At 65.5% G+C, this 25978-nt stretch carries 21 protein-coding genes and 1 tRNA gene; 6 read left to right on the top strand and 16 right to left on the bottom strand.

Annotated elements, in window-relative coordinates:
* Nucleotides 1-416 precede the first annotated feature (416 nt).
* The 8 genes from VSR68_RS02985 to VSR68_RS02950 form a co-directional block, all read right to left on the bottom strand.
* A complete protein-coding gene (locus tag VSR68_RS02985; RefSeq protein ID WP_342938347.1) occupies nucleotides 417-1142 on the bottom strand; it encodes an ABC transporter ATP-binding protein in 726 nt (241 codons plus the stop codon).
* Nucleotides 1139-1900, bottom strand: coding sequence for an ABC transporter ATP-binding protein (locus VSR68_RS02980; RefSeq protein ID WP_342938346.1), 762 nt, complete (start codon nucleotides 1898-1900; stop codon nucleotides 1139-1141). The genes VSR68_RS02985 and VSR68_RS02980 overlap by 4 nt, the downstream gene beginning before the upstream one ends.
* Nucleotides 1897-3147: a branched-chain amino acid ABC transporter permease gene (locus VSR68_RS02975; protein WP_342938345.1), complete on the bottom strand. Its 1251-nt coding sequence runs from the start codon at nucleotides 3145-3147 to the stop codon at nucleotides 1897-1899. The genes VSR68_RS02980 and VSR68_RS02975 overlap by 4 nt, the downstream gene beginning before the upstream one ends.
* Nucleotides 3140-4114 carry a branched-chain amino acid ABC transporter permease gene (locus tag VSR68_RS02970; protein WP_342938344.1) on the bottom strand — a complete coding sequence of 325 codons (975 nt, stop codon included), beginning with the start codon at nucleotides 4112-4114 and terminating at the stop codon, nucleotides 3140-3142. The genes VSR68_RS02975 and VSR68_RS02970 overlap by 8 nt, the downstream gene beginning before the upstream one ends.
* A 3-nt stretch (nucleotides 4115-4117) precedes the next feature.
* Nucleotides 4118-4606: a thioesterase family protein gene (locus tag VSR68_RS02965; RefSeq protein WP_342938343.1), complete on the bottom strand. Its 489-nt coding sequence runs from the start codon at nucleotides 4604-4606 to the stop codon at nucleotides 4118-4120.
* A 50-nt stretch (nucleotides 4607-4656) separates the two neighbouring features.
* Nucleotides 4657-5805: an iron-containing alcohol dehydrogenase gene (locus VSR68_RS02960; protein ID WP_342938342.1), complete on the bottom strand. Its 1149-nt coding sequence runs from the start codon at nucleotides 5803-5805 to the stop codon at nucleotides 4657-4659.
* A gap of 288 nt (nucleotides 5806-6093) precedes the next feature.
* Complete coding sequence (locus VSR68_RS02955; protein WP_342938341.1) at nucleotides 6094-7125, bottom strand: low specificity L-threonine aldolase; 1032 nt, start codon at nucleotides 7123-7125, stop codon at nucleotides 6094-6096.
* A 231-nt stretch (nucleotides 7126-7356) separates the two neighbouring features.
* Nucleotides 7357-8625 (bottom strand): YbfB/YjiJ family MFS transporter, encoded by a 1269-nt coding sequence (locus tag VSR68_RS02950; protein ID WP_342938437.1) that lies wholly within the window; start codon nucleotides 8623-8625, stop codon nucleotides 7357-7359.
* Between the two features lie 136 nt (nucleotides 8626-8761).
* Here VSR68_RS02950 and VSR68_RS02945 point away from each other — a divergent pair, with 136 nt between their 5' ends.
* Complete coding sequence (locus VSR68_RS02945; protein WP_342938340.1) at nucleotides 8762-9673, top strand: LysR family transcriptional regulator; 912 nt, start codon at nucleotides 8762-8764, stop codon at nucleotides 9671-9673.
* A gap of 101 nt (nucleotides 9674-9774) precedes the next feature.
* On the opposite strand, the gene alaS is transcribed toward VSR68_RS02945, so the two are convergent.
* Nucleotides 9775-12399: an alanine--tRNA ligase gene (alaS, locus tag VSR68_RS02940; RefSeq protein WP_342938339.1), complete on the bottom strand. Its 2625-nt coding sequence runs from the start codon at nucleotides 12397-12399 to the stop codon at nucleotides 9775-9777.
* Between the two features lie 319 nt (nucleotides 12400-12718).
* Here alaS and VSR68_RS02935 point away from each other — a divergent pair, with 319 nt between their 5' ends.
* The gene (locus VSR68_RS02935; protein ID WP_342938338.1) at nucleotides 12719-13939 is read left to right on the top strand and encodes a CaiB/BaiF CoA-transferase family protein; all 1221 of its coding nucleotides are present in this window, start codon (nucleotides 12719-12721) and stop codon (nucleotides 13937-13939) included.
* 179 nt (nucleotides 13940-14118) lie between these two features.
* On the opposite strand, the gene VSR68_RS02930 is transcribed toward VSR68_RS02935, so the two are convergent.
* Nucleotides 14119-14670 carry an alpha/beta hydrolase gene (locus VSR68_RS02930; RefSeq protein ID WP_342938337.1) on the bottom strand — a complete coding sequence of 184 codons (552 nt, stop codon included), beginning with the start codon at nucleotides 14668-14670 and terminating at the stop codon, nucleotides 14119-14121.
* A 53-nt stretch (nucleotides 14671-14723) separates the two neighbouring features.
* Entirely contained in the window at nucleotides 14724-16589 is a 1866-nt protein-coding gene (ggt, locus tag VSR68_RS02925) for a gamma-glutamyltransferase (RefSeq protein ID WP_342938336.1), read from the bottom strand.
* Nucleotides 16590-17037: 448 nt separating this feature from the next.
* Between ggt and VSR68_RS02920 the strand changes: the two genes are divergently transcribed.
* Entirely contained in the window at nucleotides 17038-18759 is a 1722-nt protein-coding gene (locus tag VSR68_RS02920) for a glutamine--tRNA ligase/YqeY domain fusion protein (RefSeq protein ID WP_342938335.1), read from the top strand.
* A gap of 161 nt (nucleotides 18760-18920) precedes the next feature.
* Nucleotides 18921-19835: a transporter substrate-binding domain-containing protein gene (locus tag VSR68_RS02915; protein ID WP_342938334.1), complete on the top strand. Its 915-nt coding sequence runs from the start codon at nucleotides 18921-18923 to the stop codon at nucleotides 19833-19835.
* Nucleotides 19836-19885: 50 nt separating this feature from the next.
* On the opposite strand, the gene VSR68_RS02910 is transcribed toward VSR68_RS02915, so the two are convergent.
* Entirely contained in the window at nucleotides 19886-20344 is a 459-nt protein-coding gene (locus VSR68_RS02910) for an NUDIX hydrolase (RefSeq protein ID WP_342938333.1), read from the bottom strand.
* Nucleotides 20341-20730, bottom strand: coding sequence for an RT0821/Lpp0805 family surface protein (locus tag VSR68_RS02905; protein ID WP_342938332.1), 390 nt, complete (start codon nucleotides 20728-20730; stop codon nucleotides 20341-20343). The genes VSR68_RS02910 and VSR68_RS02905 overlap by 4 nt, the downstream gene beginning before the upstream one ends.
* Before the next feature lie 314 nt (nucleotides 20731-21044).
* Here VSR68_RS02905 and VSR68_RS02900 point away from each other — a divergent pair, with 314 nt between their 5' ends.
* Nucleotides 21045-21275, top strand: a complete 231-nt coding sequence (locus VSR68_RS02900; RefSeq protein ID WP_342938331.1) for a hypothetical protein — start codon at nucleotides 21045-21047, stop codon at nucleotides 21273-21275.
* Here VSR68_RS02900 and VSR68_RS02895 read toward each other — a convergent pair.
* A complete protein-coding gene (locus VSR68_RS02895) occupies nucleotides 21254-22702 on the bottom strand; it encodes a cytochrome-c peroxidase (RefSeq protein WP_428983440.1) in 1449 nt (482 codons plus the stop codon). The genes VSR68_RS02900 and VSR68_RS02895 overlap by 22 nt on opposite strands.
* Before the next feature lie 215 nt (nucleotides 22703-22917).
* Here VSR68_RS02895 and VSR68_RS02890 point away from each other — a divergent pair, with 215 nt between their 5' ends.
* The gene (locus VSR68_RS02890) at nucleotides 22918-24495 is read left to right on the top strand and encodes an acid phosphatase (protein WP_342938330.1); all 1578 of its coding nucleotides are present in this window, start codon (nucleotides 22918-22920) and stop codon (nucleotides 24493-24495) included.
* Nucleotides 24496-24719: 224 nt separating this feature from the next.
* Here the strand turns inward: VSR68_RS02890 and VSR68_RS02885 are convergent.
* Together VSR68_RS02885 and VSR68_RS02880 are read right to left on the bottom strand one after the other, a co-directional pair.
* Nucleotides 24720-24794 (bottom strand) — tRNA-Arg (locus VSR68_RS02885).
* 232 nt (nucleotides 24795-25026) lie between these two features.
* Nucleotides 25027-25857, bottom strand: coding sequence for an undecaprenyl-diphosphate phosphatase (locus VSR68_RS02880; RefSeq protein ID WP_342938329.1), 831 nt, complete (start codon nucleotides 25855-25857; stop codon nucleotides 25027-25029).
* Nucleotides 25858-25978 lie beyond the last annotated feature (121 nt).

The following is a 25978-nucleotide window of genomic DNA, read 5'->3' as shown; positions in this document are numbered from 1 at the left end:
GCCGCATGTCGGTAGTGAATGAGGTTGCTGTATGGTACGGGGCACCGCTCGCACTTGTCGCCGCATCGCGTGGCGAGGGTGTCCTGTACGGCGCGAATGCCTACACACAGTTTGCCGCAAAGAGGCCGGGGATATTCGATGTCGCGGGCCGAAATTCGGGTGCAGATGCAGGTGAGGCGTTCAGGTAGTGCACTGGCAACGAACATAGGCCAATACGCTGCCGGCTGAAGGATGGGGACGTTGAGAGCCCGTGGGTAAAGGTCAAGCACTGGCGGTGTGAGCCCGCTTTCTTTTGCCTACTTTTCTTTGCGGCGGCAAAAAAAGTGAGTGCCGCCCCGCACAGGGGCAACCCCCGCGCCGCGAGGCGCATCGCGGATGCCAGCGACAAAGGCAAAAAACAACCAGTGTTGCAGACATCACCCCACGCCCAGCCATTCGTGCATCACATCCGGACGCCGGCGAAACAGATCGAGCGGACCGTCGAACACGATTTCGCCATGCCCCATCACAGCGACGCGGCTAGCGAGCCGGTCCGCGATCACGAGACGCTGCTCGATCAGCAGCATCGCGACGCCGCGCTCGCGCAACAGCTTCAACGCGGCCGCAAGCTGGTCGACGACCTGGCCCGCAAGCCCTTCCGTCGGCTCGTCGATCACGGCAAGATCGGGATCGCCAAGCAATGCGCGCGCAACCGTCAGCATCTGCTGCTCGCCGCCCGACAGGGCGCCCGCCTTCGCCCGCGCACGTTCGCGCAACGCGGGAAACAACGCAAAGGCATCGTCGAGCGTGAAGCGTGCCGCGCGCTGCTCACTGCGTTGCTTGCCGCGTGGCTTCAGTCCGAGTTGCAGATTCTCGCGCACAGAGAGCGTCGGAAACACGTCGCGCTGCTCAGGCACGTAGCCGATGCCGAGCCGCGCGATTTCGAACGCGCGCCGTCCCGCGAGCGATCGGCCCGCGAACTCGATCGCGCCCTGCGTGCGCACGAAACCCATAATCGCCTTCGCGAGCGTCGAGCGGCCCGAGCCGTTGCGGCCCGCGAGCGCGACGGCCTCGCCCGCTTCGATATGCAGGTTCACGCCGTGCAGCACCTGGCTTGCGCCATACCACGCGCACAGGTCGCGCATCGTCAGCAACGTGGTCATCGCGCGTCTCCTGGCAGCACGTGGCCGAGATACGCGGCCTGCACGGCGGGATCGGCGCGGATCGCATCCGGCGTGCCCGTTGCGATCACCTGCCCTTGCACGAGCACGCTGACGCGATCCGCGAGCCCGAACACGACATCCATGTCGTGCTCGACCATCAGCAGCGTGCGGCCCGCCGTCGCCACGCGGATCAGCTCGACCGCGCGCGCCGCCTCCGCGCGGTTCATGCCCGCGGTCGGCTCGTCGAGCAGCAACGTGTGCGCGCCGCTCGCAAGCGCGAGCCCGAGATCGAGCGCGCGCTGTTCCGCGTAGCTCAGCGAGCCCGCGATCACGTCGCGCCGCGCGCCGAGCCCGACGGCATCGAGCACTTCTTCGGCGTGCGCATCGGCGGCTCGCGTGACGGTGAAGCGCTGCCACCAACTCGCGCGGTCGCGATTCGCGATCTGCGCGGCGCAGCGCAAGTTATCGAACACGCTGAGCTTCGCGAAGAAACTCGTCGTCTGAAAACTGCGCGCGAGGCCGCGTCGGCAGATCGCTGCGGGCGCAAGGCGCGTGATGTCCGCGCCGTATAGTTCGATGCGTCCCGCGCTGGGCCGCTTCGCGCCCGCGATCAGATTGAAGAGCGTCGACTTGCCCGCGCCGTTCGGCCCGATCAGCGCATGACGTTCGTGCGGTTCGATCGACAGATCGACGCCGCGCAGAATGCGCGTCGCGCCGAAGCGCTTTTCGATGCCGCGCACCGCGATCGCGGGCATCATGCGCGGACTCCTGCGCGCGCATCGGCAGGCAGCCTTCTTTCGAATCGCTGCGCGATGTTCATCGCGAGCCAGCCGATCGCAGTGAGGCACAGCACGCCGATTGCCAGCCACATGAAGCCGATCGTCGAGAAGAGCGCCGCCTGTTCTTCCGTACCGAAGCGTCGCGCGTACGCCCGTTGCACGCACAGCACGAGCGCGAGCGACCACGCGCATGCGCTCGCCATTCGCAGGACGAAAGACGGCAGTGACGCGCGCCAGCCGTCGCGTGCGAAACGGGCCGCCTGGCGCTGCATCCATCCCGCGATGCCATCGGGCGAAGCCATCACGACGACGATGAAGAACAGCCCGAGATACAGGAGCCATGCGCGCGTCGCGCTCGCGACGACGACGCTGAAAAACGTCAGCACGACGGCACCCGCGACGGGCCCGAAAAAAACGCCGCTGCCGCCGATCACCGTTGCGATCAGCACCGAACCCGAGCGCAACATGCCGACGCTTTCCGTCGACACCAGCTCGACATTGATCAACCCCAGCGTGCCCGCGATGCCCGCAAAAAACGACGACCACACGACGACCTCGTAACGCACGCGCCTCGGAAAGCAGCCGATGGCCGCCGCGCGCACCGGGTTGTCGCGCACGGCATGCGCGAGCCGCATGAACGGGGTGCGCGACAGCGCGACCATCGCGAGCACGGACAGCGCGCACCATAGCGCGATCAGCGCATACGCTTCGCGCGCGGGTCCGAACGTGAAGCCCGGCACGGCGACGCCTGCCGTGCGATCGATCGCGACGCCCGCTTCGCCGCCAAACCAGTCCGGCAAAGTCCACGCGGCGGCCGCGACGAGTTCGCCGATGCCGAGCGTGATCATCGCGAACGTGGTGCCCGCGCGGCGCGTCGCGACGAGTCCGTACAACGCGCCGAACAGCGCGCCGCCGAGACCGCCCAGCAGCGGCAGCAACGGCAAGGGCACGCCGAGCCGATTGAACAGATGCGCCGCGATCAGCGCGCCGATGCCCGACGATGCCGCATGCCCAAACGACAGCAGCCCCGCGCCGCCGAGCAGCAGGTTGTACGACAGCGCGAACACGATCATCGACGCGGTCTGCGCGAGCCAGGCGACGAGCCAGCTCTGCGTCGACACGCAAGGCGGCACGACGAGCAGCAACGCGAGCGCGGCCCACGGCGCGATGACGCGCGAACGCTGCACGCGCGATGAAGAACGCGGCGCATCGTGGACGTTATGCATCGTCTTCGCGGTGTCCAAAGAGTCCGCGCGAACGCACGGCGAGCATCGCGACGAGCAGCAGATACGGCACGAGCGGCGCGAGTTGCGCGAGCGTCAGCGCGCTCCACGCGGCGGGCAGTATGCGCTCGCGGCCGTCGTCCAGAAGGCCGGGAAGTACGCCAAACAGCGCGCCGAGCAAACCGCCGAGCGAGAGGTTGCTCGCGACGGCCAGGGTCTGCACGCAGCCGATCACGAGCGACGCGACGAGCGCGCCACCGAGCGAGCCCAGTCCGCCGATCACGACGACGACGAACACGATCGAGCCGACCGATTCCGCCATCGCCGGTTCGAGCACGAAGAGCGGCGCGCCGATCACGCCCGCCAGCGCCGCGAGCGCCGTGCCCGCCGCGAATACGCAGGTGAACACGCGGGGCACGTCGTGGCCGAGCGCTTCGACGGCATCGGGATGCGTGAGCGCCGCGCGCACGACGAGCCCCGCTTTCGACACGCGCAGCACCGCATGCAACGCGACGAGCATCGCGACGGCCACGGCCATCATGAACGCGCGGTAACGCGAGAACGCGATGCCGTACACGTCGAACAAAGGGCCGTCGAGCGCCTGGGGCACGACCGCGCTCAACGCCTGCAAGCCCCACACGAGCTTCACGCCTTCGCCGATCAGATACGCCGCGCCGAAGGTCAGCAGCAGTTCCGCGAGATGTCCGTGCGGCCGCACGCGCCGCAGCAGCCAGCGCTCGAGCGCCGCGCCCATCAGCCCGACGACGAGCGGCGCCACGACGAGCGCCCACCAGAAGCCCGCGCGCGCCGCAACGGAAAAGCCGACATACGCGCCCAGCATGTAGAAGCTCGCGTGCGCGAAGTTCAGCACGCCGAGCATGCTGAAGATCAGCGTCAGCCCCGCCGACAGCATGAACAGCAGCAGCCCGTAGCTGACGCCGTTCAGCGCATCGATGACGAGCGACTGCACGCGTCAGTCCGCCTGCGCGTCGCGTGCGACGGGCACGTCGGACGGTTCGGGCACGTCACGCACGACGAGCGGTTCGAGCGCGGCGCGCAGCCTGTCGGGCAGCGCGACGGGACGACGCGTTTCGCGATCCACGTAGACATGCACGAAATGCCCTTGCGCGGCGGGCGCGTCGTCGCCTTCCCTGAAGAGACCCACTTCGTAGCGCACGCTCGATGTGCCGAGGCGCACGACGCGCAGGCCCGCGTCGATGCGGTCCGGAAACACGAGCGGCGCGAAGTAGTTGCACTGCGTCTCGACGACGAGCCCGATCGTCGTGCCGTACTCGATATCGAGCGCGCCCGCGCGGATCAGATATTCGTTCACGACGGTATCGAAGTAGCTGTAGTAGACGACGTTGTTCACGTGACCGTAGACATCGTTGTCCATCCAGCGCGTGCCGATGGCGAGGAAGTGCGGATAGGCGGCGCGCGCCGCCGGAGCCGGTTTGTTCATGTCGTGTGCTTCGGGCGTAAAGAGTGGCACGGGTGGCACGGGTGGCGCGCTTACATCGACTCGGTCAGCATCCGGCGATAGTCGTCGGCTGTCGCTTCGCGCGGATTCGTCTTGTGGCAATGATCGGCGAGCGCGCCCTTGATCACCTTGTCGAACACGCTTTCGTCGACGCCCATTTGCCTGAGACCCGTCGGCAGGCCGAGGCGCGCCGTCATGTCGTGCAGCGCCTGCGCGAGATCGGCATTGTCCGGCAGGTTCATCACGCGCCGCATCCGCGCATAGCGTCGATTCGCGACGACCGTTTCCGCGCTTTCGTTGAAGCGCAGCACGGCGGGCAGCACGACGGCGTTCAGCGTGCCGTGATGCAGCGACGTGCGCCCGTTCACGGGCACGCCGCCAAGCGGATGCGACAGCGAGTGGACGCAGCCGAGTCCCTTCTGGAAGGCCATCGCACCCTGCATCGACGCGCTCATCATGTGCAGGCGCGCGTCGCGGTTCTGGCCGTCGTGCGTCGCGAGTTCGATGTTCGCCCACGCGCGCTCTAGCCCGTCGAGCGCGATGCCGTCGGCGGGCGGATTGAACGACGGCGCGAGAAACGTCTCGATGCAATGCGCGATCGCGTCCATTCCCGTCGCGGCTGTCAGCGTCGAGGGCAGGCCGAGCGTCAGGCCGGGATCGCAGATGGCCGCCTTCGGCAGCAGATGCCATGAGTGAAACCCAAGCTTGCGGCCGTCATTCAGGATCACGATCGCGCCGCGCGCCACTTCGCTGCCCGTGCCCGCCGTGGTCGGCACGGCGATAAGCGGCGCGGCGTTGTCGGTGATCCGGTTGCTGCCGCCTTCGATGGTCGCGTATTCCGTCATCGTGCCCGGATGCGTCGCCATGATCGCGACGCCTTTCGCGAGATCGATCGACGAACCGCCGCCGATTGCGATCAAGCCGTCGCAGCCCTCTTCGCGATAACGCTGCGCGGCCGCCATCACCATCGCTTCCGTCGGGTTCGACGGCGTGTCGTCGAAAACGGGCACGTGGGAGAGCTTCAGCGCGTCGATCGCCTGCTGCGCGACGCCCGCCGCCATCACGCCCTTGTCCGTCACCACGAGCGGCCGTTTGATGCCCGAGCGCTCGCACTCCGCTGGCAACTGCGAGAGCGCGTCGTAGCCGAGATGAATGTGCGTCAGATAGTAGATGTAGGCCATGTCGATGTGTCTCCTTTGTTATCGAAGATGAAGCGGCGCTGCGTTCCAGAGAAGCCGCTGCGTGTGACTACGACCAGTGCGGCGAAGTGTGCCCGCCTGTTGCCGCGATCGCCCGTTTGTCCCGTCTGCCTGGTTCGACTTGCGGTTCTAGCTGTTGTAGCGGTTTCGTCGCACGCGGTGCGTGCTCGTGCTCGTGCTCGTGCTCGTGCTCGTGCTCGTGCCTGGGCCTGGGCTCAGGCTTGCATCGGTCGGCGTTCACGCCCATGCCGCGAACGCGGACGCGCCCGCTCACGCGGCACACAGCGCGCGGACGTCGGCGGCGAAGCGCTCGACGGTCTCGGGCTGCGTGTCCCAGGCGCACATCAGCCGGCAGCCGCCCGCGCCGATGAACTCATAGAACTTCCAGCCGCTCGTGCGCATCGCCTTCGCGACGTGCGGCGGCAACTGCGCGAACACCGCGTTCGATTCGGTTGGGAACATGATGCTCACGCCCGGAATCTCCGCGAGCCGCGATTCCATCAGCTTCGCCATCGCGTTCGCATGACGCGCGTTGCGCAGCCAGACGTCGTTGTCCAGCAAGCCGAGCCACGGCGCGGAAATGAAGCGCATCTTCGACGCGAGCTGGCCCGCCTGCTTCAGGCGATACGCGAAATCGTCGGCGAGCGCGCGGTCGAAGAACACGACCGCCTCGCCGACAGGCAAGCCGTTCTTCGTGCCGCCGAAGCACAGCACGTCGACGCCCGCGCGCCACGTGATCTCGGACGGATGCACGTCGAGCGCGGCGACCGCGTTCGCGAAGCGCGCGCCGTCCATGTGAACCTTCAGATGACGGCGTTTCGCAATCGCCGCGATCGCGCGGATTTCCCCGACGCTGTAGACGGTGCCCACTTCCGTCGATTGCGTGAGCGTGACGACCTTGGGCTTCGGATAGTGAATGTCGGCGCGGCGCGTGACGACGGCTTCGATCGCGTCCGGCGTCAGCTTGCCGCCGATGCCCGGCGCCGTCAGCAGCTTCGAGCCGTTCGAGAAGAACTCGGGGCCGCCGCATTCGTCGGTTTCGATGTGCGCGAGTTCGTGGCAGATCACCGAGTGATACGACTGGCACAGCGACGCGAGCGCCAGCGAGTTCGCCGCCGTGCCGTTGAAGACGAAGAACACCTCGCAGTCGGTCTGGAACAGGTTGCGCAGGCGGTCGCAGACCTGCTGCGTCCATGAGTCGTCGCCATAGGCCGGCTCGTGGCCGCTGTTGTTGGCGGCGATCAGCGCTTCGAGCGCCTCGGGGCAGATGCCGGCGTAGTTGTCCGACGCGAAATGTTGCATGGCAGGCGGCGCGCCCGGCGACAGGCGCGCGGAGATGACGGGAAAGCGGCCATTTTAGTGCGTCGGGTGCTGAATTTGTTTTGTCGGATGCCGTCGCCGCTTTCCTGTGTGCTTGCGTGCCTCTCCTTTGTCTCTCGTTCGTCTCTCTTTTGTGTCTCCTTCGCCTCTCCTTTGTCCCTCCTTTGCCGCTTCTTTGCCTCTCCTTTGTGTGCCCCGTCGCGCCTCTTTTGCTCAGTCGCGCAGCGGCCGGCGAACGAGTGCGACCACGACGAGGCCCACCGCACCCGCCAGCAGAGCGCCTGCCGCCAGCAACAACGCGGGCGTGAACGAACCGGTGTGCGCGGCGATCGGCGCGGCGACGAGCGGGCCGGCGATCTGTCCAAGGCCATAAGCCGCCGTCGCGTAACCCATCAGACCCGCCGCCTCGTCGCCGTGCAGACGGCGCGCTTCACGCATCGCGAACAGCGTGATCGCGGTGAACGGCAAGCCGATCAGCGCGCTGCCGAGCGCGAAGCCTCCCGCCGTCGGCGACGCGATGCCCGAGACGATGCCGACCGCCTGCAACACGTAGCAGCCGGCCAAAAGCGTGCGATTGTCCCAGTGCCCGGGAAGCCGCGCGCCCACGAGCGCGCCGACGACCAGCGCACCGCCGAACATCGGCCAGAACAGATCCGGCCACGGCGAGCCTGCCGGCAGCGCCGCGCGGGCGATCACGGGAAGAAACGTCGCCGTGATGATGTAGCCGAAGCCGGGCACGCCGTAGAGGACGATCAGCCAGAAAGCGTCGGCGCGATGCAGTTGTGCGGGGTGCGGTTGTGCGGGGTGCCGTTGTGCGGGGTGCGGTTGTGCGCGCATTCTTGGCGCCGTATTGCGCGTGTTGTGCGATGCGACCTGCGTGCTCGACGTCGACGCAAACGTCCGCCACACGAGCGCCGTCAGCACCGCTGACACGAGCCCGAAACCTATCCAGTCCACCGATGCGCCATATGCGCCATGCGCGCCCGCCGCGCTGACGAGCAGCCCCGTCGCGGCAATGCCGACGCCCGGCCCCGTGTAGATCACGCCGCCCCACGCGTTTGCGCCGAGTTCGGCGAGCCGCCGCAAGCCCCACTGCGACGCGAACACGAAGGTCCACGCGCTGACGGCGCCCGCGACGAAACGCACGGCCGCCCAGATCCAGAACTGGTCCGTGACGCCCATTGCCAGCACCAGCACCACCGTCAGCGCAAGACCCGTCTTCACCATGCGCGCCGCATCGACACGCAATGCCGCACAAACGATCGCGCCGAGAAAATAGCCCGCGTAGTTCAGCGACGCGAGCCAGCCGCCATGTCTGATATCGAGCGCGCCACCATGAAGCATCAGCGGCAGAAGCGGCGTGAACGCAAAACGCCCGACGCCGAGCGCGACGGCCAGCGCCGCCATGCAGGCGAGCGCTGCGCGGCGGGCTGAGTGCGGCGGCGCATGAGGCTCAAAGGTATGGGTGGCGAAATCGGTCATCGTCGACAGCGTGTTGGTGGTCCGCCCGTTAGACCGGCGGTAGCGTGAATCCGGCGTTTCAACATGCCATCGTAGCTTGACCATTCAATCTCATAAAATGAATAATATGGATCGATTGAATCTCGCGGAGAGATCGATGGACCTTGCAACCCTGACCATTTTTCGCGCCGTCGTGCGCGAAAACGGCGTGACGCGTGCCGCCGCGAAGCTCAACCGTGTGCAATCGAACGTGACGACGCGCATCAAGCAGCTCGAAGAGCAGTTGGGCACCGAGCTTTTTACCCGCGACGGACGCCGTCTCGTGCTGACGCCGGCTGGCGAAACGCTTTTGCCCTATGCCGAACGGCTGCTCGCGCTTGCCGACGAGGCGCGGCATGCCGTCAAGGATGCGCGTCCGAGCGGACGTCTGCGGCTCGGCACGATGGAGAGCGTCGCCGCGACGCGGCTGCCCGGTCTGCTCGCGCAATACCACCAGACATGGCCGGACGTCGCGCTCGAACTGGAGACGGGCACGACGAGCAAGCTGATCGAGCGCGTGCGCGAATTCGAGGTGGATGCGGCCATCGTCTCGAGGCCGCTCGATCCCGCAGCACTCGGCGATCTGTTCGAGATCGTGCCCGTGTATCGCGAGGAACTCGTCATGCTGAGTCCGCGCGGACATCGCCCCATTCGCGATCCCCGCGATATCGCGCTGTCGACGCTGGTCGCGTTCGAACAGGGTTGCGCGTATCGGGTCTATGTCGAGAACTGGTACATGCAGCATGGCGTCCGGCCAGCGCGCGTGCTGGAACTCGGGTCCTATCACGCGATCGTCGCGTGCGTTGCAGCGGGCGCGGGCGTGGCTGTCGCGCCGCGCACGGTGCTCGCGCTGCTGCCCGAATCGAACGATATCGCCGTGCATGCGCCCGAAGGACTCGGCAGCATCGATACGCTGCTGATCTGGCGACGCGGGCATTTTTCGTCGGCATTGAATGCGTTGCGCGGGATGCTTGTCGAGAGCAGCAACGCCGATGACGCCGTGAAGGCGACGATGGCAATGACTGTCTGATACCGGGCCAGGACACCTGACTGATCTTCTGAAAGCAAAAAGCCGCGAGTCTCATCGACTCGCGGCTTTTTATCGCTTGATGCGAATGCGGTACGACGCGCTTACAGTTGCGCCTCGACCCAACCCTTGACGCCAGCCAGCGCGGCGGGCAGATTGGCCGGCTCGGTGCCGCCAGCCTGCGCCATGTCCGGACGACCGCCGCCCTTGCCGCCGACCTGCTGCGCGACGAAGTTCACCAGTTCGCCCGCCTTCACCTTCTTGCTGGCATCGGCGGTGACACCCGCGATCAGGCTGACCTTGCCGCCTTCGACGGACGCGAGCACGATGGCCGCGCTCTTGAGCTTGTCCTTCAGCTTGTCGACGGTTTCGCGCAGCGTCTTGACGTCTGCGCCTTCCAGCGTCGCCGCGAGCACTTGCACGCCCGACACGTCGATAGCCTGACCCGCCAGTTCGTCGCCCTGGCTCGATGCGAGCTTCGACTTCAGCGCGCCCAGTTCTTTTTCCAGCGACTTCACCTGGTCCTGAACCTGCGCGATGCGCTGCGTCAGTTCCGCCGGCTGCGCCTTCAGTGCAGCGGCTGCGGCGTTGATACGCGCGTCGAGTTCCTGCACGAAACGCACGGCGTTATCGCCCGTGATTGCCTCGACGCGACGGATGCCCGCCGCGACGCCGCCTTCCATCACGATCTTGAAGAAGCCGATATCGCCCGTGCGATGCACGTGCGTGCCGCCGCACAGTTCGCGCGAGAAGCCCAGATCGAGCACGCGCACTTCGTCGCCGTACTTCTCGCCGAAGAGCGCCATCGCGCCGCCCTTCACTGCTTCGTCGTACGGCATCACGCGCACGATGCCTGGCGCGTTCGCGAGCACTTCGGCGTTGACGATTTCTTCGACGCGGCGAATTTCGTCGTCCGTCATCGGCGCGTTGTGCGCGAAGTCGAAGCGGGTCTTGTCCGCGTCGACGAGCGAGCCCTTCTGCTGCACATGGCCGCCGAGCACTTCACGCAGCGCCTTATGCATCAGGTGCGTGGCCGAGTGATTGCGGGCCGTGCGCGCGCGGCGCACTGCGTCGATTTCCGCCTTCACGACGTCGCCGACCTTCAGCGCGCCCTGTTCCAGCGTGCCGTGGTGGCCGACGACGTCCGCCTGCACCTTCAGCGTATCGGCGACGGCAAAGCGGATGTTCGCGTTCGCGAGCACGCCCTGGTCGCCGACCTGACCACCCGATTCCGCGTAGAACGGCGTGTGGTCGAGCACGACGACAGCCTGCTGGCCCTTCGCCACCTCGTTGACGGACGAGCCGTCGACGTACAGCGCCGTCACCTTCGCGTCGTCGAAGACGATCTCTTCGTAGCCGTGGAACGTGGTCTTCGCGCCCGTGTATTCGAGGCCCTGCGCCATCTTGAACTTGCCGGCCGCGCGCGCCTGCTCGCGCTGACGCGCCATCGCCTCGTCGAAAGCCGGTTCGTCGACGTTCACGCCGCGCTCGCGGCACACGTCCGCCGTCAAGTCGAGCGGGAAGCCGTAGGTGTCGTGCAGCTTGAACGCGACTTCGCCGTCGAGCGTCTTGCCACCCTTCGCGTCGAGATCGGCCAGCGCGCTTTCGAGAATCGACATGCCGTGCTCGATGGTCTCGAAGAAGCGCTCTTCTTCCTGGCGCAGCACGTCCGTCACGCGTTGCTCGGCGTCCTTCAGTTCCGGATACGCGCCGCCCATCTGCTCGACGAGGTCCGCAACCAGCTTGTGGAAGAACGAGCCCTTGCGGCCCAGCTTGTAGCCGTGGCGGATCGCGCGTCGCACGATACGGCGCAGCACGTAGCCGCGGCCTTCGTTGCCCGGAATCACGCCGTCGACGATCAGGAACGAGCACGCGCGGATGTGATCGGCGATCACCTTCAGCGAGTTGTTCGACAGATCCGCGATGCCCGTTTCGCGTGCGGCGGCCTTGATCAGCGCCTGGAACAGGTCGATCTCATAGTTGCTGTGCACGTGCTGCAGCACGGCCGCGATGCGCTCCAGACCCATGCCCGTGTCAACGCATTGCTTGGGCAGCGGCGTCATGTTGCCCTGCGCGTCGCGGTTGAACTGCATGAACACGAGGTTCCAGATTTCGATGTAGCGGTCGCCGTCTTCTTCCGGCGATCCCGGCGGGCCGCCCCACACGTCCGGGCCGTGGTCGTAGAAAATTTCGGAGCACGGGCCGCACGGGCCGGTGTCGGCCATCTGCCAGAAGTTGTCCGATGCGTAGCGCGCGCCCTTGTTGTCGCCGATGCGGATGATGCGCTCGGCCGGCACGCCCACTTCCTTCGCCCACATGTCGTAGGCTTCGTCGTCTTCCTTGTAGACGGTGACCCAGAGCTTTTCCTTCGGCAGCTTGTAGACGCCCGTCAGCAGCTCCCACGCGTAGTGGATCGCGTCGCGCTTGAAATAGTCGCCGAACGAGAAGTTGCCCAGCATTTCGAAGAACGTGTGGTGACGCGCGGTGTAGCCGACGTTTTCGAGGTCGTTGTGCTTGCCGCCCGCGCGCACGCTGCGCTGCGCCGTCGTGGCCCGCGAGTACGGACGCGATTCGGCGCCGAGAAACACATCTTTGAACTGCACCATGCCCGAATTGGTGAAGAGCAGCGTCGGGTCGTTGCCCGGCACGAGGCTCGACGAGCGGACGATCGTATGGCCCTTCGATTCGAAGAACTTGAGGAATTTCTCGCGGATTTCGGCGGCTTTCATAGCGTGCTTTGGGGACGGTCCTGACTTGAGCCGACGGCTGCGGAAGACTTACCGGCCGTCGCAATAGATTGTTTCCTGAACGGTCGATTATACGGGATCGGCGCCCCTGCGCGACGCCGCGGCGCGGCTCGTGCCCGGCATTGGCCATCCGGCCAGGATTTCGACACGGAAGTGCTCGGAGCGGGCCTGGGCGGTCATTTGTCCTATGCCGTCAGGCTGAATGGGCGAGGCGCGTCCGATCGCTTAAGATGCATCACATCGATCGAATCGGGCGGCGCCCGCGCGGCGCGCCTCATCACATGGGAGACAGAGACACAACATGGGCGCACTCAGTCATATCCGCGTGCTGGACCTTACCCGCGTGCTCGCTGGTCCGTGGTGCGCGCAAACCCTCGCCGACTTCGGCGCCGACGTAATCAAGGTCGAGCGGCCGGGAGCCGGCGACGACACGCGCCACTGGGGGCCGCCGTACCTGAAGACGCCGGACGGCGCGGACACACGCGAGGCGGCCTATTACCTCGCGGCGAACCGCAACAAGCGCTCGGTGACGATCGACATCTCGACGCCGGAAGGGCAAAAGATCGTCCGCGAACTGGCGGCGCAGAGCGATGTCGTGCTCGAGAACTACAAGGTCGGGCAACTGAAGAAGTACGGGCTCGACTACGAGTCGCTGAAGGCCGTGAAGCCGGACATCATCTACTGCTCGGTGACGGGCTTCGGGCAGACGGGTCCGTATGCGCAGCGCGCGGGTTACGACTTCATCATCCAGGGCATCGGCGGCTTCATGAGCATCACGGGCGAGCGCGACGGGCTTCCGGGCGGCGGCCCACAAAAAGCGGGCGTCGCGATCGCGGACCTGATGACGGGCATGTACTCGAGCGTAGCCGTGCTGACAGCGCTTGCGCATCGCGAGCGAACAGGCGAAGGCCAGTACATCGACATGGCGCTGCTCGATGTGCAGGTCGCGATGCTCGCCAACATGAACTCGAATTTCCTCGCGAGCGGCAATCCGCCCGTGCGCTGGGGCAATGCGCATCAGAACATCGTCCCGTATCAGACGTTCCAGACGAGCGATAGCTGGATCATCGTCGCGGTCGGCAACGACGGGCAGTTCCGCAAGTTCGTCGAAGCGGGCAATCGCGCCGATCTCGCCGACGACGACCGCTTTTCGACGAACCCCGCGCGCGTGCGCAACCGCGAGATTCTGGTGCCGATACTCGCGGAGATGGTCCGCACGCGCAGCAAGCACGAATGGATCGACGCGCTCGAAGCGGCCGGCGTGCCGTGCGGCCCGATCAACGATCTGGGCGAGGTGTTCGAGAACGAGCAGGTGGTCGCGCGCGGGATGCAGGTGCAGTTGCCACATCCGTCGGGCGGCACGGTGAAGCTGGTGCGCAACCCGATCCGGATGAGCGCGACGCCGCCCGAAGCGCAAGTCCATCCGCCGACGCTCGGCGAGCATACGGAGGCCATCCTGCGTGATGTGCTCGGCTACGACGATGCGCGCATCGAGGCGCTGCGGGATCAGTCGGTGATCTGAGGGCACCCCTGGCGCGCGGGAGAGGGCGCGCCCGGCGCGCGCAGGAAGATGGCGCGGCAGACGGATGCCGCCGCCACGGCTCGGCAGCGCCGCGCCTTGAGCCATCGACGCGCCCGCGCAACGCGACAGGCGTTTCGCCCCATTCCACGCAGGTTGGCGCAACGCCTCCGGCATCGATTTCAAGCCATCGACGCGAGCCAGCGCTGCCCTTCTTCCCAGTCGCCGAGCCCGCTATCCGCATTGATGTGGCCGCGCGGGCCGATGCTCTCCCAGCGGCTGCTCCATGCCGCCGCGCAAGCCTGCGAGAACGGCACGCCACCATACGGATCATCGGTGCTGGCGACGATGACCGATCCGAACGGAAGCCTGTCCTTCGGCACAGCATCGAAGCCCGTTGCATCGGCGGGAAATCCAGGCCCGGACGGATCGGGCACCGCGACGAGCAACGCGCCCGCCACTTTCGCCAGCGCATCGTTCGACGCGTGGCGCGCCGCCCAGCACGCCACCGTCAGGCAACCGAGGCTATGCGCGGCGAAGAGAACGGGCCCCTTCGACGCCGCAACCGTCGCGTCGAGCGTCTCGCACCATTCGTCGCAAACGGGATGGTCCCAGTCGCGCATCGCCACGCGGACAAAATTCGGATACCGCGCTTCCCAGCGCGTCTGCCAATGCCCGTCGCCGGAATTCATATATCCCGGCAACACGATCACCTTCTGCTGCTCCAGCGCCATTCGTTTCCCCGTTATTCGTTTCGTTGTCGACAGGCGGCAGCGCGCCGCCTGCGCTATTGAATCACACGGCCTACGCCCGCGCCGCGCGGATCGGCAGCCGGCTGCGGCGTCGTGCCATCGATGCGGATCATCTGCACGTCGCCGTTGAACGTCTGACCCTGCAGCGTGTAGCCGCGCGCCTTCAACTGCTCAGCGAGATCGCCGTCGATCGGGTGATACGGCTCGTAGTAGATCGTCTTCTGCGGCAGCAGCTGATGATGGAAGCGCATCGCGGCGAGCGCATCGGCGGGCGGCATGTTGAAGTCGTACAGGTTCGTCATCACCTGGAAGATCGTCGTGAAGATCCGCGACGCGCCCGGCGTGCCGATCACGAGCGACACCTTGCCGTCCTTGAGCAGGATGGTCGGCGTCATCGACGAGAGCGGCCGGCGGTTCGGCGCAATCGTGTTGACGTCGCCGCTCGTCACGCCTGACTGGTTCGGCACGCCCGCCTTCGTTTCGAAGTCGTCCATCTCGTCGTTCAGCACAAAGCCGCCGCCGTCCACCACCACGCCCGAGCCGAACGGCCCGTTCAGCGTGTACGTGTTCGAGACGGCGTTGCCCCACTTGTCGACGACGGAGAAGTGCGTCGTCTGCGCCTTCTCCGGCATCGAGTCGCCGAGGCCGGGCTTGACGGGCGCGGCGCCCAGCACCTCGTCGGGCGTAATGTCTTCGACGCGCTTTGCCAGATAAGCGTCGTCGGTCAGCCTGTCGACGGGCACGCGATACGAATCCGGGTCGCCCATGTACTGCTGGCGATCGGCGAACACGCGGTCTTCGATCTGCGCGATCAGATGGATGTACGGCTCCGAGTTGAGTGCGAGCCCGTCGAACTGCGGCTTCAGGTCCGCCTTCATCTTCAGCATCTGGATCAGCCCGACGCCGCCGGAGCTGGGCGGCGGCGCGGTGACGATCCGGTAGCCGTTCCAGTCCGCGGCGAGCGGCTGGCGCCAGACGGCCTTGTACTGCACGAGGTCCGACTTCGTGATCAGGCCGTGTCCGTACATCTGCTTCGCGATCAGGTCGGCCGTCTGTCCTTCGTAGAATTCGCGGCCGCCGTCGGAAGCGATACGCGACAGCGTCTGCGCGAGTTCGGGCTGGCGGAACACGACGCCCGTCTTCAGGTTCGAGAAGTACGCGTCGAAATTGGTCTTGCCGGCGAAGCCCTTCGCGGCAAGATCGCGGCGCTGCTGCAGCCATGCATCGACGGTGAAGCCGTCGGTCGCGTACTTGATCGCGGGCGCAAGCACCTGCTTCCACTTCAGCTTGCCGAAGCGCTTCTGCGCCTCCCACATGCCGGCGACGGTGCCCGGCACCGCCACCGCGCGATGCCCGACGAGGCTCAGGCCCGGGATCACATTGCCCTTCTCGTCGAGATACATGTCGCGGGTCGCGCGCTGCGGCGCTGTCTCGCGGTAGTCGAGAAAGTACGGCTTGCCGTCGACGTACAGCATCATGAAACCGCCACCGCCGAGATTGCCCGCGTCCGGATACGTGACGGCGAGCGTGAACGCGACCGCGACGGCCGCATCGACGGCATTGCCGCCCGCCGCGAGAATCTGCTGCGCGGTGTCGGCGGCATAGCGGTCGGGCACGGCGACGGCCGATGCGTCGAGCACCGCCTTCGGTTGCGGCGTCTTTGCGTCGGCGGCGGGCGCGGCGACGAAGCTGGCCGTCAGCACAGCCGTCAGCGACAGGGCCGTCGCGACACTCGCGGCACGCGCGAGGCGCGCGGAGCGCCCGATCACGTTCGAGCCGGTGTCGGAACAGGTCGGGGCTCCAGCATCGGCGCGGATACAGGCGCGGCTACGAACGCGTTTATCGCCGCGGTCATCGGCATCAGAAAGCGCGCGAAATGCGCGCAGCGTCGGAAAAGACATCCGAGAAACTCCGGGATCGGTGGATCTGTCACACGCGTGCGCACGCGCAGACAGCAAGGCGAGGACAGATCGCGTCATGCGGCTGGACCAGCCGACGCGTCACCCGGGCGATGCACGCCCGGGCCCAGGACAGAATAACGGAAACGCGGCGCCGGCCGGAAAGACAGCGCCCGGCGCGAAGGCCATGCGAATCGGGATCGTGCGCGGCCGGCACGCACTAGCGCGCGTCGCATGCTAAGCGCCCGCCGCCGTTCGCGCCAACGCGATTTACCTCCTGTTACAGCGCCCGTTACGCCCCTAAAACCGCCGATTCGGCCCCGATCACGCGTCGATGTGGGCCGCGCGCCGCACCACGCAAGCCTAAAGACTGTCGTCGAATGTGTCGTCAGGTAGAATTAACAGACCAGCGGACGCATATAGTGTCCACGACCGACTTTCTCCTTCTCGCATGAACAACGAACGCAAAGACGCCGAGCGCAACGACGCGCCGGTTTCCAACTTCATCCGCAACATCATCGACGACGACAACCGCTCCGGAAAGTGGGTCCAGCGGGTGGAAACGCGCTTTCCGCCGGAGCCGAACGGCTATCTGCACATCGGCCATGCCAAGAGCATCTGCCTGAACTTCGGCATCGCGCAAAGCTACGGCGGCGTCTGCCATCTGCGCTTCGACGACACCAACCCGGAAAAGGAAAGCTTCGAGTACGTCGAGTCGATCATCGACGCCGTGAAGTGGCTCGGCTTCGAATGGAACAAGGAAGGCAACGAGCACCTCTACTTCGCGAGCGATTACTACGACAAGCTCTATGAGTTCGCCGAACTGCTGATCACGCGCGGCAAGGCGTATGTCGATAGCCAGACGGCGGAAGAGATGCGCCTGAACCGCGGCTCCGCGACGGAAGTCGGCAAGCCGTCGCCGTACCGCGAGCGCAGCGTCGAAGAAAACCTCGACCTGTTCCGCCGCATGAAGGCGGGCGAGTTCAAGGAAGGCGAGCACGTGCTGCGCGCGAAGATCGACATGTCGTCGCCGAACTTCAACATGCGCGACCCGGTGATCTACCGCATCCGCTTCGCGCATCACTACCGGACAGGCGACAAGTGGTGCGTGTACCCGATGTACGACTACACGCACTGCATCTCGGACGCGCTCGAAAACATCACGCATTCGCTGTGCACGCTCGAGTTCGAAGACCACCGGCCGCTCTACGACTGGATCCTCAACGAACTCGCTGACGCCGGCATCTTTGCGCGTCCGCTGCCGCAGCAAATCGAGTTTTCGCGTCTGAACCTCACGTACGCGATCACGAGCAAGCGCAAGCTGCTGCAACTGGTCAACGAAGGCCATGTCGACGGCTGGGACGACCCGCGCATGCCGACCATCGTCGGCGTGCGCCGGCGCGGCTTCACGCCGGACGGCATCAAGCTGTTCTGCGAGCGCATCGGCATCACGAAGGTCGACTCGTGGATCGACATGAGCGTGTTCGAAGGGGCGCTGCGCGACGATCTCGACGAAAAGGCGCCGCGCGCGACGTGCGTGCTCGATCCGCTCAAGCTGATCATCGACAACTATCCGGAAGGCCAGACGGAAGCGTGCAGCGCGCCCGTCCATCCGCATCATCCCGATCGCGGCGTGCGCACGTTCCCGTTCTCGCGCGAGCTGTGGATCGAGCGCGAAGACTTCAACGAAGCGGCGCCGAAGGGCTACTTCCGCCTGTTCCCGGGCAACCGCGTGCGGCTGAAGTACGGCTATGTCGTCGAGTGCACGGGCGCGGACAAGGACGAAAACGGCAACGTCGTCGCCGTGCACTGCAACTACTTCCCGGACAGCCGCTCGGGCACGGAAGGCGCGAACAACTACAAGGTCAAGGGCAACATCCACTGGATCAGCGCAAGCGAGGCCGTGCCCGTCGAAGTGCGCGTCTACGATCGCCTCTTCAAGGAAGCGCAGCCCGACGCAGGCGGACGCGATTTCCTCGAAGCGCTCAACCCGGATTCGAAGCGGATCGTCAATGCATACGTCGAGCCGGGTCTGCGCGACGTCGAGCCGGAGCAGCGCTATCAGTTCGAGCGTCACGGCTACTTCGTCGCGGACCGCTACGACACGAAACCGGGCAAACCCGTATTCAATCGCATCGTCAGTCTGCGCGACAGTTGGGGAAAGCCGGCGTAAGCCATATGTCTGGCGCGCGTCGCCCGTGTCGATGATCCGTCACGCTCCGGCAAGCTGCGCTCGACGCGCAGGCATGCCGGCAAGCTGACGCCATGCACGACGACGACGCGCGTCGGCCGTCACGTTGCAGCCGGGAGATCGCCGCCGGCCCAGGGGGAACGATGAAGGTTGCAATCAAGAAAAAGCTGGCGGCGATCGGGACCGTGGCAGCCGTGGCGCTGGCGTCGCTCGCGCCGTCGGCGCGCGCCGACGAACTCACGGGCACGCTCAAGAAAATTCACGACGACGGCACGATCGTGCTCGGCGTGCGCGAAGCGTCGATCCCGTTCTCCTATGCAAACGGCGACCGCACGATCGGCTATTCGCAGACGATCGCGCTCGCCATCGTCGACGAAATCAGGAAGACGCTCGGCATGCCGAACCTGCGCGTGCGCGAGGTGACGATCACGTCGGCGAACCGCTTTCTGATGCTGGTCAACAACCAGATCGACCTCGAGTGCGGCTCGACCACGCATACGCACGAGCGCGAAAACGTCGCCGCGTTTTCGAACAGCTTCTTCCAGTACGCGGTGCGGATGATCGCGCGCAGAAACGCGGGCATCACCGATTTCGCCGATCTCGCGGGCAAGCCGGTCGTCACGACGGCGGGCACCTCGGACGAACGCCTCGTGCGTCAACTCAACAGCGACAAGCAGTTGAACATGCGCATCGCGAGCGTGAAGGATCATTCGGATGCGTTCGCCGCCGTGAAGGCCGACCGGGCGGTCGCGTTCGTGATGGACGAACCGATTCTCTACGGCTTTCGCGCCACCGACCCGCGCCCCGACGACTTCGTCGTGACGGGCACGCCGCTCGGCTACGAAAGCTATGCCTGCATGTTCCGCAAGGGCGACGAGCCGTTCCGCGAGCTGGTGAACCGCGTGATCGCAAAGATGCAGACGTCGGGCGAGGCCGAGCGCCTGTACAACGTCTGGTTCACGCAGCCGATTCCGCCGCGCGGCATCAATCTCAACTATCCGCTGTCGGCGGAAATGCGCACGCTGTTCGCGCATCCGAACGACAAGGCGCTCGATTGACGCGCTTTGCGTGAAATGACGGGCGGGCGTTACGGTGCGCTTCGACGCGGTCATGCCGCGTCGAGCGTCCGGTGCAGTTCGGCGAGCGATAGCGTCGTCTGAAAGAGCCGCGTGAGACTGCGGCTCGCGTAGTGCTCGACTTCATCGGGCGCGCACCAGCGGAATGCGTCCATCTCGGGAATCATCGTGCCGTCGAAGCGGCGCGGAAACATCGACGTGCATGTGCAGCGCGTCAGGTCGAGTTCGTCGGCGCGGGCGCGCGCGGCGAACAGATGCAGATCCTTGTCGCGCCGATAGACGAAAAGGCCGAGATCCTTCAAGCGCCCGGCCGCGACGACGATGCCCGTCTCCTCCTCCAGTTCGCGCAGCGCGGCCGCGTGCGGCGCTTCGCCCTCGTCGCCCTGGCCTTTCGGAATGTCCCAGTGACTGGTGTCGGTGGCGTGCGCCAGCAGCACTCGACCGTCCGGGTCGAGCAGCACGACGCCACAGGAAACAGTGCGCGCGCTCAATGCTTCTTCTGCAGCACCCACGAGCCGCTGCCTTCGCGGCAGTACTGCGGGTTCAGATTCATCGACTGCCCTTTCGCGCTCAGCACGACGCGCAGCGAACGGCAGGTGCGGTCGCCCGTCTTCGACGTGGCGTCGGGTGTGATCTGCGCATCGATCTTCGTGCTGTTGTGCAGGCCGTCGTTGTTCCATGCGGCCGTTTCGCTGTCCTGCTTCTTGTTGAGCGCGTCGATGGCGGCCGCTCTCAACGAGTCGATATCGGCCTGCTTCATGTACGACATCGGCGTGTCGTTCAGAAAACCAAGATTGGCAGCGTGCGCGCCGACTGCGCTCGCGAGCAGCAGCCCGCCCAGGGTGAATCGAAACGCGGCTCGGGTTCGCATCGACATGAAAAGTCTCCGGAGAAATCGGGTTCGGCGGGATTGGCGGCCATGCTATCGGCGCGCGATCTGGACCTCAAAAGGATAGCACGCGGATAGCGCGCCGCCGACGCGCATGCCACGCGCGGACGGCCGTCCGCCGATCTGAACGAGCGTCGCGCGCAAGCGATAACGAGATGGCGCTTTCGGCGTCGCGCCCATGCCGGTCAACGTCGTGAGCGGAATTTTAGGACACGTCTCATAGGCGCTCGAGCGGGCGATCCCTAACATGAGCCACGTCAAATTCCGCAGCCGTTTCCGCCTACGCGTCGAGATTCACGCTCATGGACCTCTTGTTCGCTCTCCAGTTTTTTGCCGCGATGCTGACGCTGATCTGCATCGCGCTCGGCATCATCGTGATGCGCATCGATCCCGCGCCGATGCCGACCGTCGTGCGCATCCACGGCATGCGCCGCAGCAAGTGGCCGTGCGTGGTGACGCGAGCGGGCCTCGCGTGTCTGCTCGCGTCGTTCGCGCTGCTGGTCGGCGCCTGCTACTTGCTGCTGACGAGATGAGCGTCGGCGTGCTGGTCGGGCGCGTCGGGCCGATAGCCGTCCGTCAGCGTCTTAAGAAACGCGACCACATCCTTGATCTCTGACTCATCCATCGGCGGCTTGTCGCCCGGCTTGCGATCAAACGGCGGATCGGTATTCAGATTCGCCCAATACTTCTTCGGCAGATCGTCGAATTTCTGCACCTTCCCCTTTACGACCGGATAAAACTTTTCCGGATTCGTATCGCGCTGCACGTAAAAGCGGACGACGTCTTCGAGCGAGTGATAAATCCCGTTGTGGAAGAACGTCTTGCGCAACGCGACGTTGCGCAGCGTCGGTGTGCGGAAGATTCCGCAGTACTCGTCGCGCCCCTTCAGATCCGTACGCTCAGGACCACACGCGCCCAGATCGTAGAAATGCGAATCGCGGTTCGCCGGCAGCGCGCGATTGCGCGGCACGCCGATCGCGATCAGGCCGAAGTCGGTGAACGCGGGCGGCGCGCCGTCGAGTGCGCGCTGGCTCAGGTGGCAGCTCGCGCAATTGCCCTTCTTTTCGTCGTTGAAGAGTTGCAGGCCGTGCATTTCGGCCTTGGTCAACTGAGCCTTGCCCGCGAGATATGCGTCGTACTTGCTCGAATACGGATAAAACAGTTCCGGCGTCTGCTCGAAGACTTCGAGCGCCTGAAGCACGGCCTTGAACGTCGCGTCGTCGTTGTCGAAAACTTGCTCGCCGAACGCATCGCGGAACTGCGCCGCATACGGCGCGGCCTTCACGGCCGCCGCCACTTTCCGCGGATTGCTGCCCATTTCGAACGACGACGTCAGCGGGAAGCTCGCCTGCGCGTGCGCACTGTTCACGCGGCCGTCCCACATCAGGCCGCCCGTCGGCCCGGCATCGACGCTTTCGTCGCCTTCGTCGTCCGAATCGTGGTAGTGCTCGGTGAAGGCCGGCACGTTCTGCAGATACTTGATGTTCGGCGCGGCGCGCAAACCCTGCTGGCGCATGTCGTGGCCGCCGAGTTGCACGGAAAGCGCATTCGGCGGACCGAACGCGTGCTGCGGGCTGTGACACGACGCACATGCAAGTTTGCCCGAGCCCGATAGCGACGGATCGAAGAATAGCTGCTTGCCGACAGCCGTCATTTTCCTGACGGACTCGAACACCTGGGCGCGCGTCTGGCCGCCTGCGGGCACGGCAGAAGCGCCGTCTGCCGATGACACTTTCTGCGTCTGCGCGCCGCTCGCGTTCGCTGCGGCTGCCGCTGTTGCTGCTTTCGTCGACACGGCCGCGCCGTCCTCCGATGTGCCGCGTGCATCGCACGCCGCCAGCATCATCGACAACATCGCGGACAACATCACCGACCGACATGCCACGCCGATCCATCCGGCGCGCCGCGCGCTTTCCTTCGACAACCCGTCTTTTCTAAACCCCGTCACATCGCGCCACATGGTCTTGTTACCTGCTCGTTAAATCGACGCGACGAGGGTATTTCACGGACATGTCGTCTAAATGACATAAAGCCGACGCTGCATGGAAAATCACAAGCAAAACAAAAGTTATATGTAAGAAATTAATCGTTCTGTCAAAAACGCTTGCCACACTCTCGCCGCCGGCCGTCCCCTACGGACTCGCCGCCGGTCCCCCTACGCGAGAGAGAGAAACCATGAACAAGAAACTGATCTGCGCGACGCCTATTGCGCTCGCCGCAGCTATCGGGCTGTACGCATGTGGTGGTAATTCGGATTCCACACCGACGCTTTCGTCGGTCAAGAACGTCGTGGTCATCTACGCGGAAAACCGCAGCTTCGACAACCTCTACGGCAATTTCCCGGGCGCCAACGGTCTGCAGAACGTGACGGCCGCGAGCTCGCGCCAGCTCGACCGCGACGGCTCCGTGCTCGCGACGCTGCCGCAGGTCTGGGGCGGCCTGACGATCGCTGGCGTGACGCCCGTCATCACGCAGGCGATGACGGCGAACCTGCCGAACGCACCGTTCGCGATCGACGATCCGAACGGCTTCAACGTGCCGCTCAACGTCACGACGCGCGACCTGTATCACCGCTTCTACGAGAACCAGATGCAGATCCACGGCGGCAAGAACGACATGTTCGCCGCGTGGGCCGATTCGGGCGGCCTCGTGATGGGCCACTACACGCCCAACGCCGACAAGCTGCCGCTCTACAAGCTCGCGCAGCAATACACGCTCGCCGACAACTTCTTCATGGGCGCGTTCGGGGGCTCGTTCCTGAACCACCAGTGGCTGGTCTGCGCGTGCACGCCGCTCTATGCGAACGCGAATACGAGCCCGGCCAAGGGCTCGATCTCGGCAGTCAACGCCGACGGCGTGAGCCTGACGCTCGCGGCGACGTCCGCCGCATCGGCGCTGACCGACAAGCCGACCTTCGTCAACTCGGGCAACCTCACGCCGGATTTCTACGCGATCAACACGATGCAGCCGCCGTATCAGCCGAGCGGCAACAAGGCGGCGGCCGGCGGCGACGCGACGCTCGCCGATCCCTCCGCCGCGACGACGCTGCCGCCGCAGACCGCGCAGCACATCGGCGATCTGCTGAACAACGCGGGCGTCTCGTGGGCGTGGTACAGCGGCGCGTGGGCCCAGGCGCTGAGCGCGGCGCAAAGCGGCACGTCGGGCGTGATCTACGGCGCGAACAACAGCGCGCCTAACTTCCAGCCGCATCACCAGCCGTTCAACTACTTCGCCGATCTCGCGCCGGGCACCGACAACCGCGCGAAGCACCTGCTCGACGGCGGCGTGAACGGTGCTGAGTTCATCAAGGCCATCGACGCCGGCACGCTGCCGCAAGTGACCTTCTACAAGCCGCAGGGCAACCTGAACGAGCACGCGGGCTACACCGACGTCGCGCAAGGCGACCAGCACATCGCCGACGTGATCGCGCATCTGCAGAAGAGCCCGCAGTGGAACAACATGGTCGTGGTCGTCACGTACGACGAGAACGGCGGCTTCTGGGATCACGTCGCGCCGCCGAAGGGCGACCGCTGGGGTCCGGGCTCGCGGATTCCCGCGATCATCGTGTCGCCGTATGCGAAGAAGGGCTTCGTCGATCATACGCAGTACGACACGACCTCGATCCTGCGCTTCATCACGCATCGCTTCAATCTGCCGGCTCTGCCGGGTCTGACGGCGCGCGACAACGCGCTCGTCGCCAGCGGCGGCCAGGCGATGGGCGACCTGACGAACGCGCTCGACATCAAGAAGTAGTCACGCAGGCAGGCCCGTCACCGGTAACGGGCACGCAACAGCCGCGCACGCTCCACGTTCGGTGCGCAACGCTTCGGGGCAGCTTCGGCTGCCCTTTTTTATGGGCGCTCGACGCTCGCGGATCGATGCGGCGCGGGAAACGACGTGCGCGTTGCGAACGTTGAAAGTGTTCGAAGTGTTGGGAGAAAGGGGAGGAGCTGGCGCCGGACGGCGCAAGGACTGGATGGCCCCCCCACGAGGAATCGAACCTCGATTTCAGGTTTAGAAGACCCGTGTTCTATCCGTTGAACTATGGGGAGGCGAAACCGCAATTTTAACCTGGCCAACGACGGCAGGTTGAGCGCCCGACGTGCATCGGATGCATCGCGCGACGCGATCCGATCATGCGCGCGCCGGGTGACGCACGCGTCGACAGGCGCGCTTCGACGCACGGAATGTCGCGAACACGACGCGTCGCCCGAAAACAAAAAGGCCCGGCGTCGACGCCGGGCCCGCGATTATAACCGATCGCTTTAGCCGATCGTGCCGCCGTCAGACGGGCTGCGGATGAGTCATGAACCAGCCGAGAAACGCCACGCCCGCGAGCACGCAGTACACGCCAAACGACGCCAGCCGCCCGCGCCCTTCGAAATAGCGCATCAGGAAGCGCACGCTCAGATACGCGGCGATGGCCGTCAGCACGCCGCCGAGCAACGCATCGGCGAGCTGGCCCGGCGCATGGAAGAGCTTCGGCAGTTCGAGCACGCCCGCCGCGAAGATGATCGGCGTGCCGAGCAGGAACGAGAATTCGGCCGCCTTCTCCGCGGTGAGCCCGGCGCCGTTGCCGGCGATCATCGTCAGGCCGCTGCGCGAAAAACCCGGGATCAGCGCGCCGATCTGCGCAAGGCCGACCAGAAACGCCTGCTTGAACGTCAGCTTCTCGGGCGGACGATGCGCGCGCGAGCGCTGCAGGCGGTCACCGACCCACAGCAGGATGCCGTTGACGATCAGCGCGATCGCCACGATCCGCAGATCGTGGAAGATGCGTTCGAGCCGCTTTTCGAGCACGAGGCCCACCAGGCCCGCCGGAATCGTCCCGATGATGAGCGCCCACATCATATGGCCTTCGTCATTGCGGCGGCCCGACAGCGACGCGAAAAAGCCGCCGAAAAGGGCAATCCAGCGCTCACGGAAGTACCACAGCAGCGCGAACGCGGTGCCGAGATGCAGCGCGACGAGGAACGGCAGAAGTTGAGGCGCATGCTTGTCGATATGCATGCCGAAGACAGCGGGAACGAGCAGCGTGTGACCAAGACTGCTCACCGGAAACAATTCCGTGACGCCCTGCAGCACGCTCAAAAAGATCAAAAACGACAGGCTCACACGTCGGTCCTTTTGAAAGGGTTGGAAGGAAAGACAGCACGCCGGAGCAAGGTGTCCGGTGTACGTAGGCGGGTCCGATTATGACGGCGCGACCAGGTCGCGCCAAGGACAAAAGTTCGCC

The organism is Paraburkholderia phymatum, assembly GCF_038900715.1.
GTDB lineage: Bacteria > Pseudomonadota > Gammaproteobacteria > Burkholderiales > Burkholderiaceae > Paraburkholderia > Paraburkholderia phymatum_A.
This window is presented reverse-complemented; position numbering and strand designations above follow the sequence as displayed.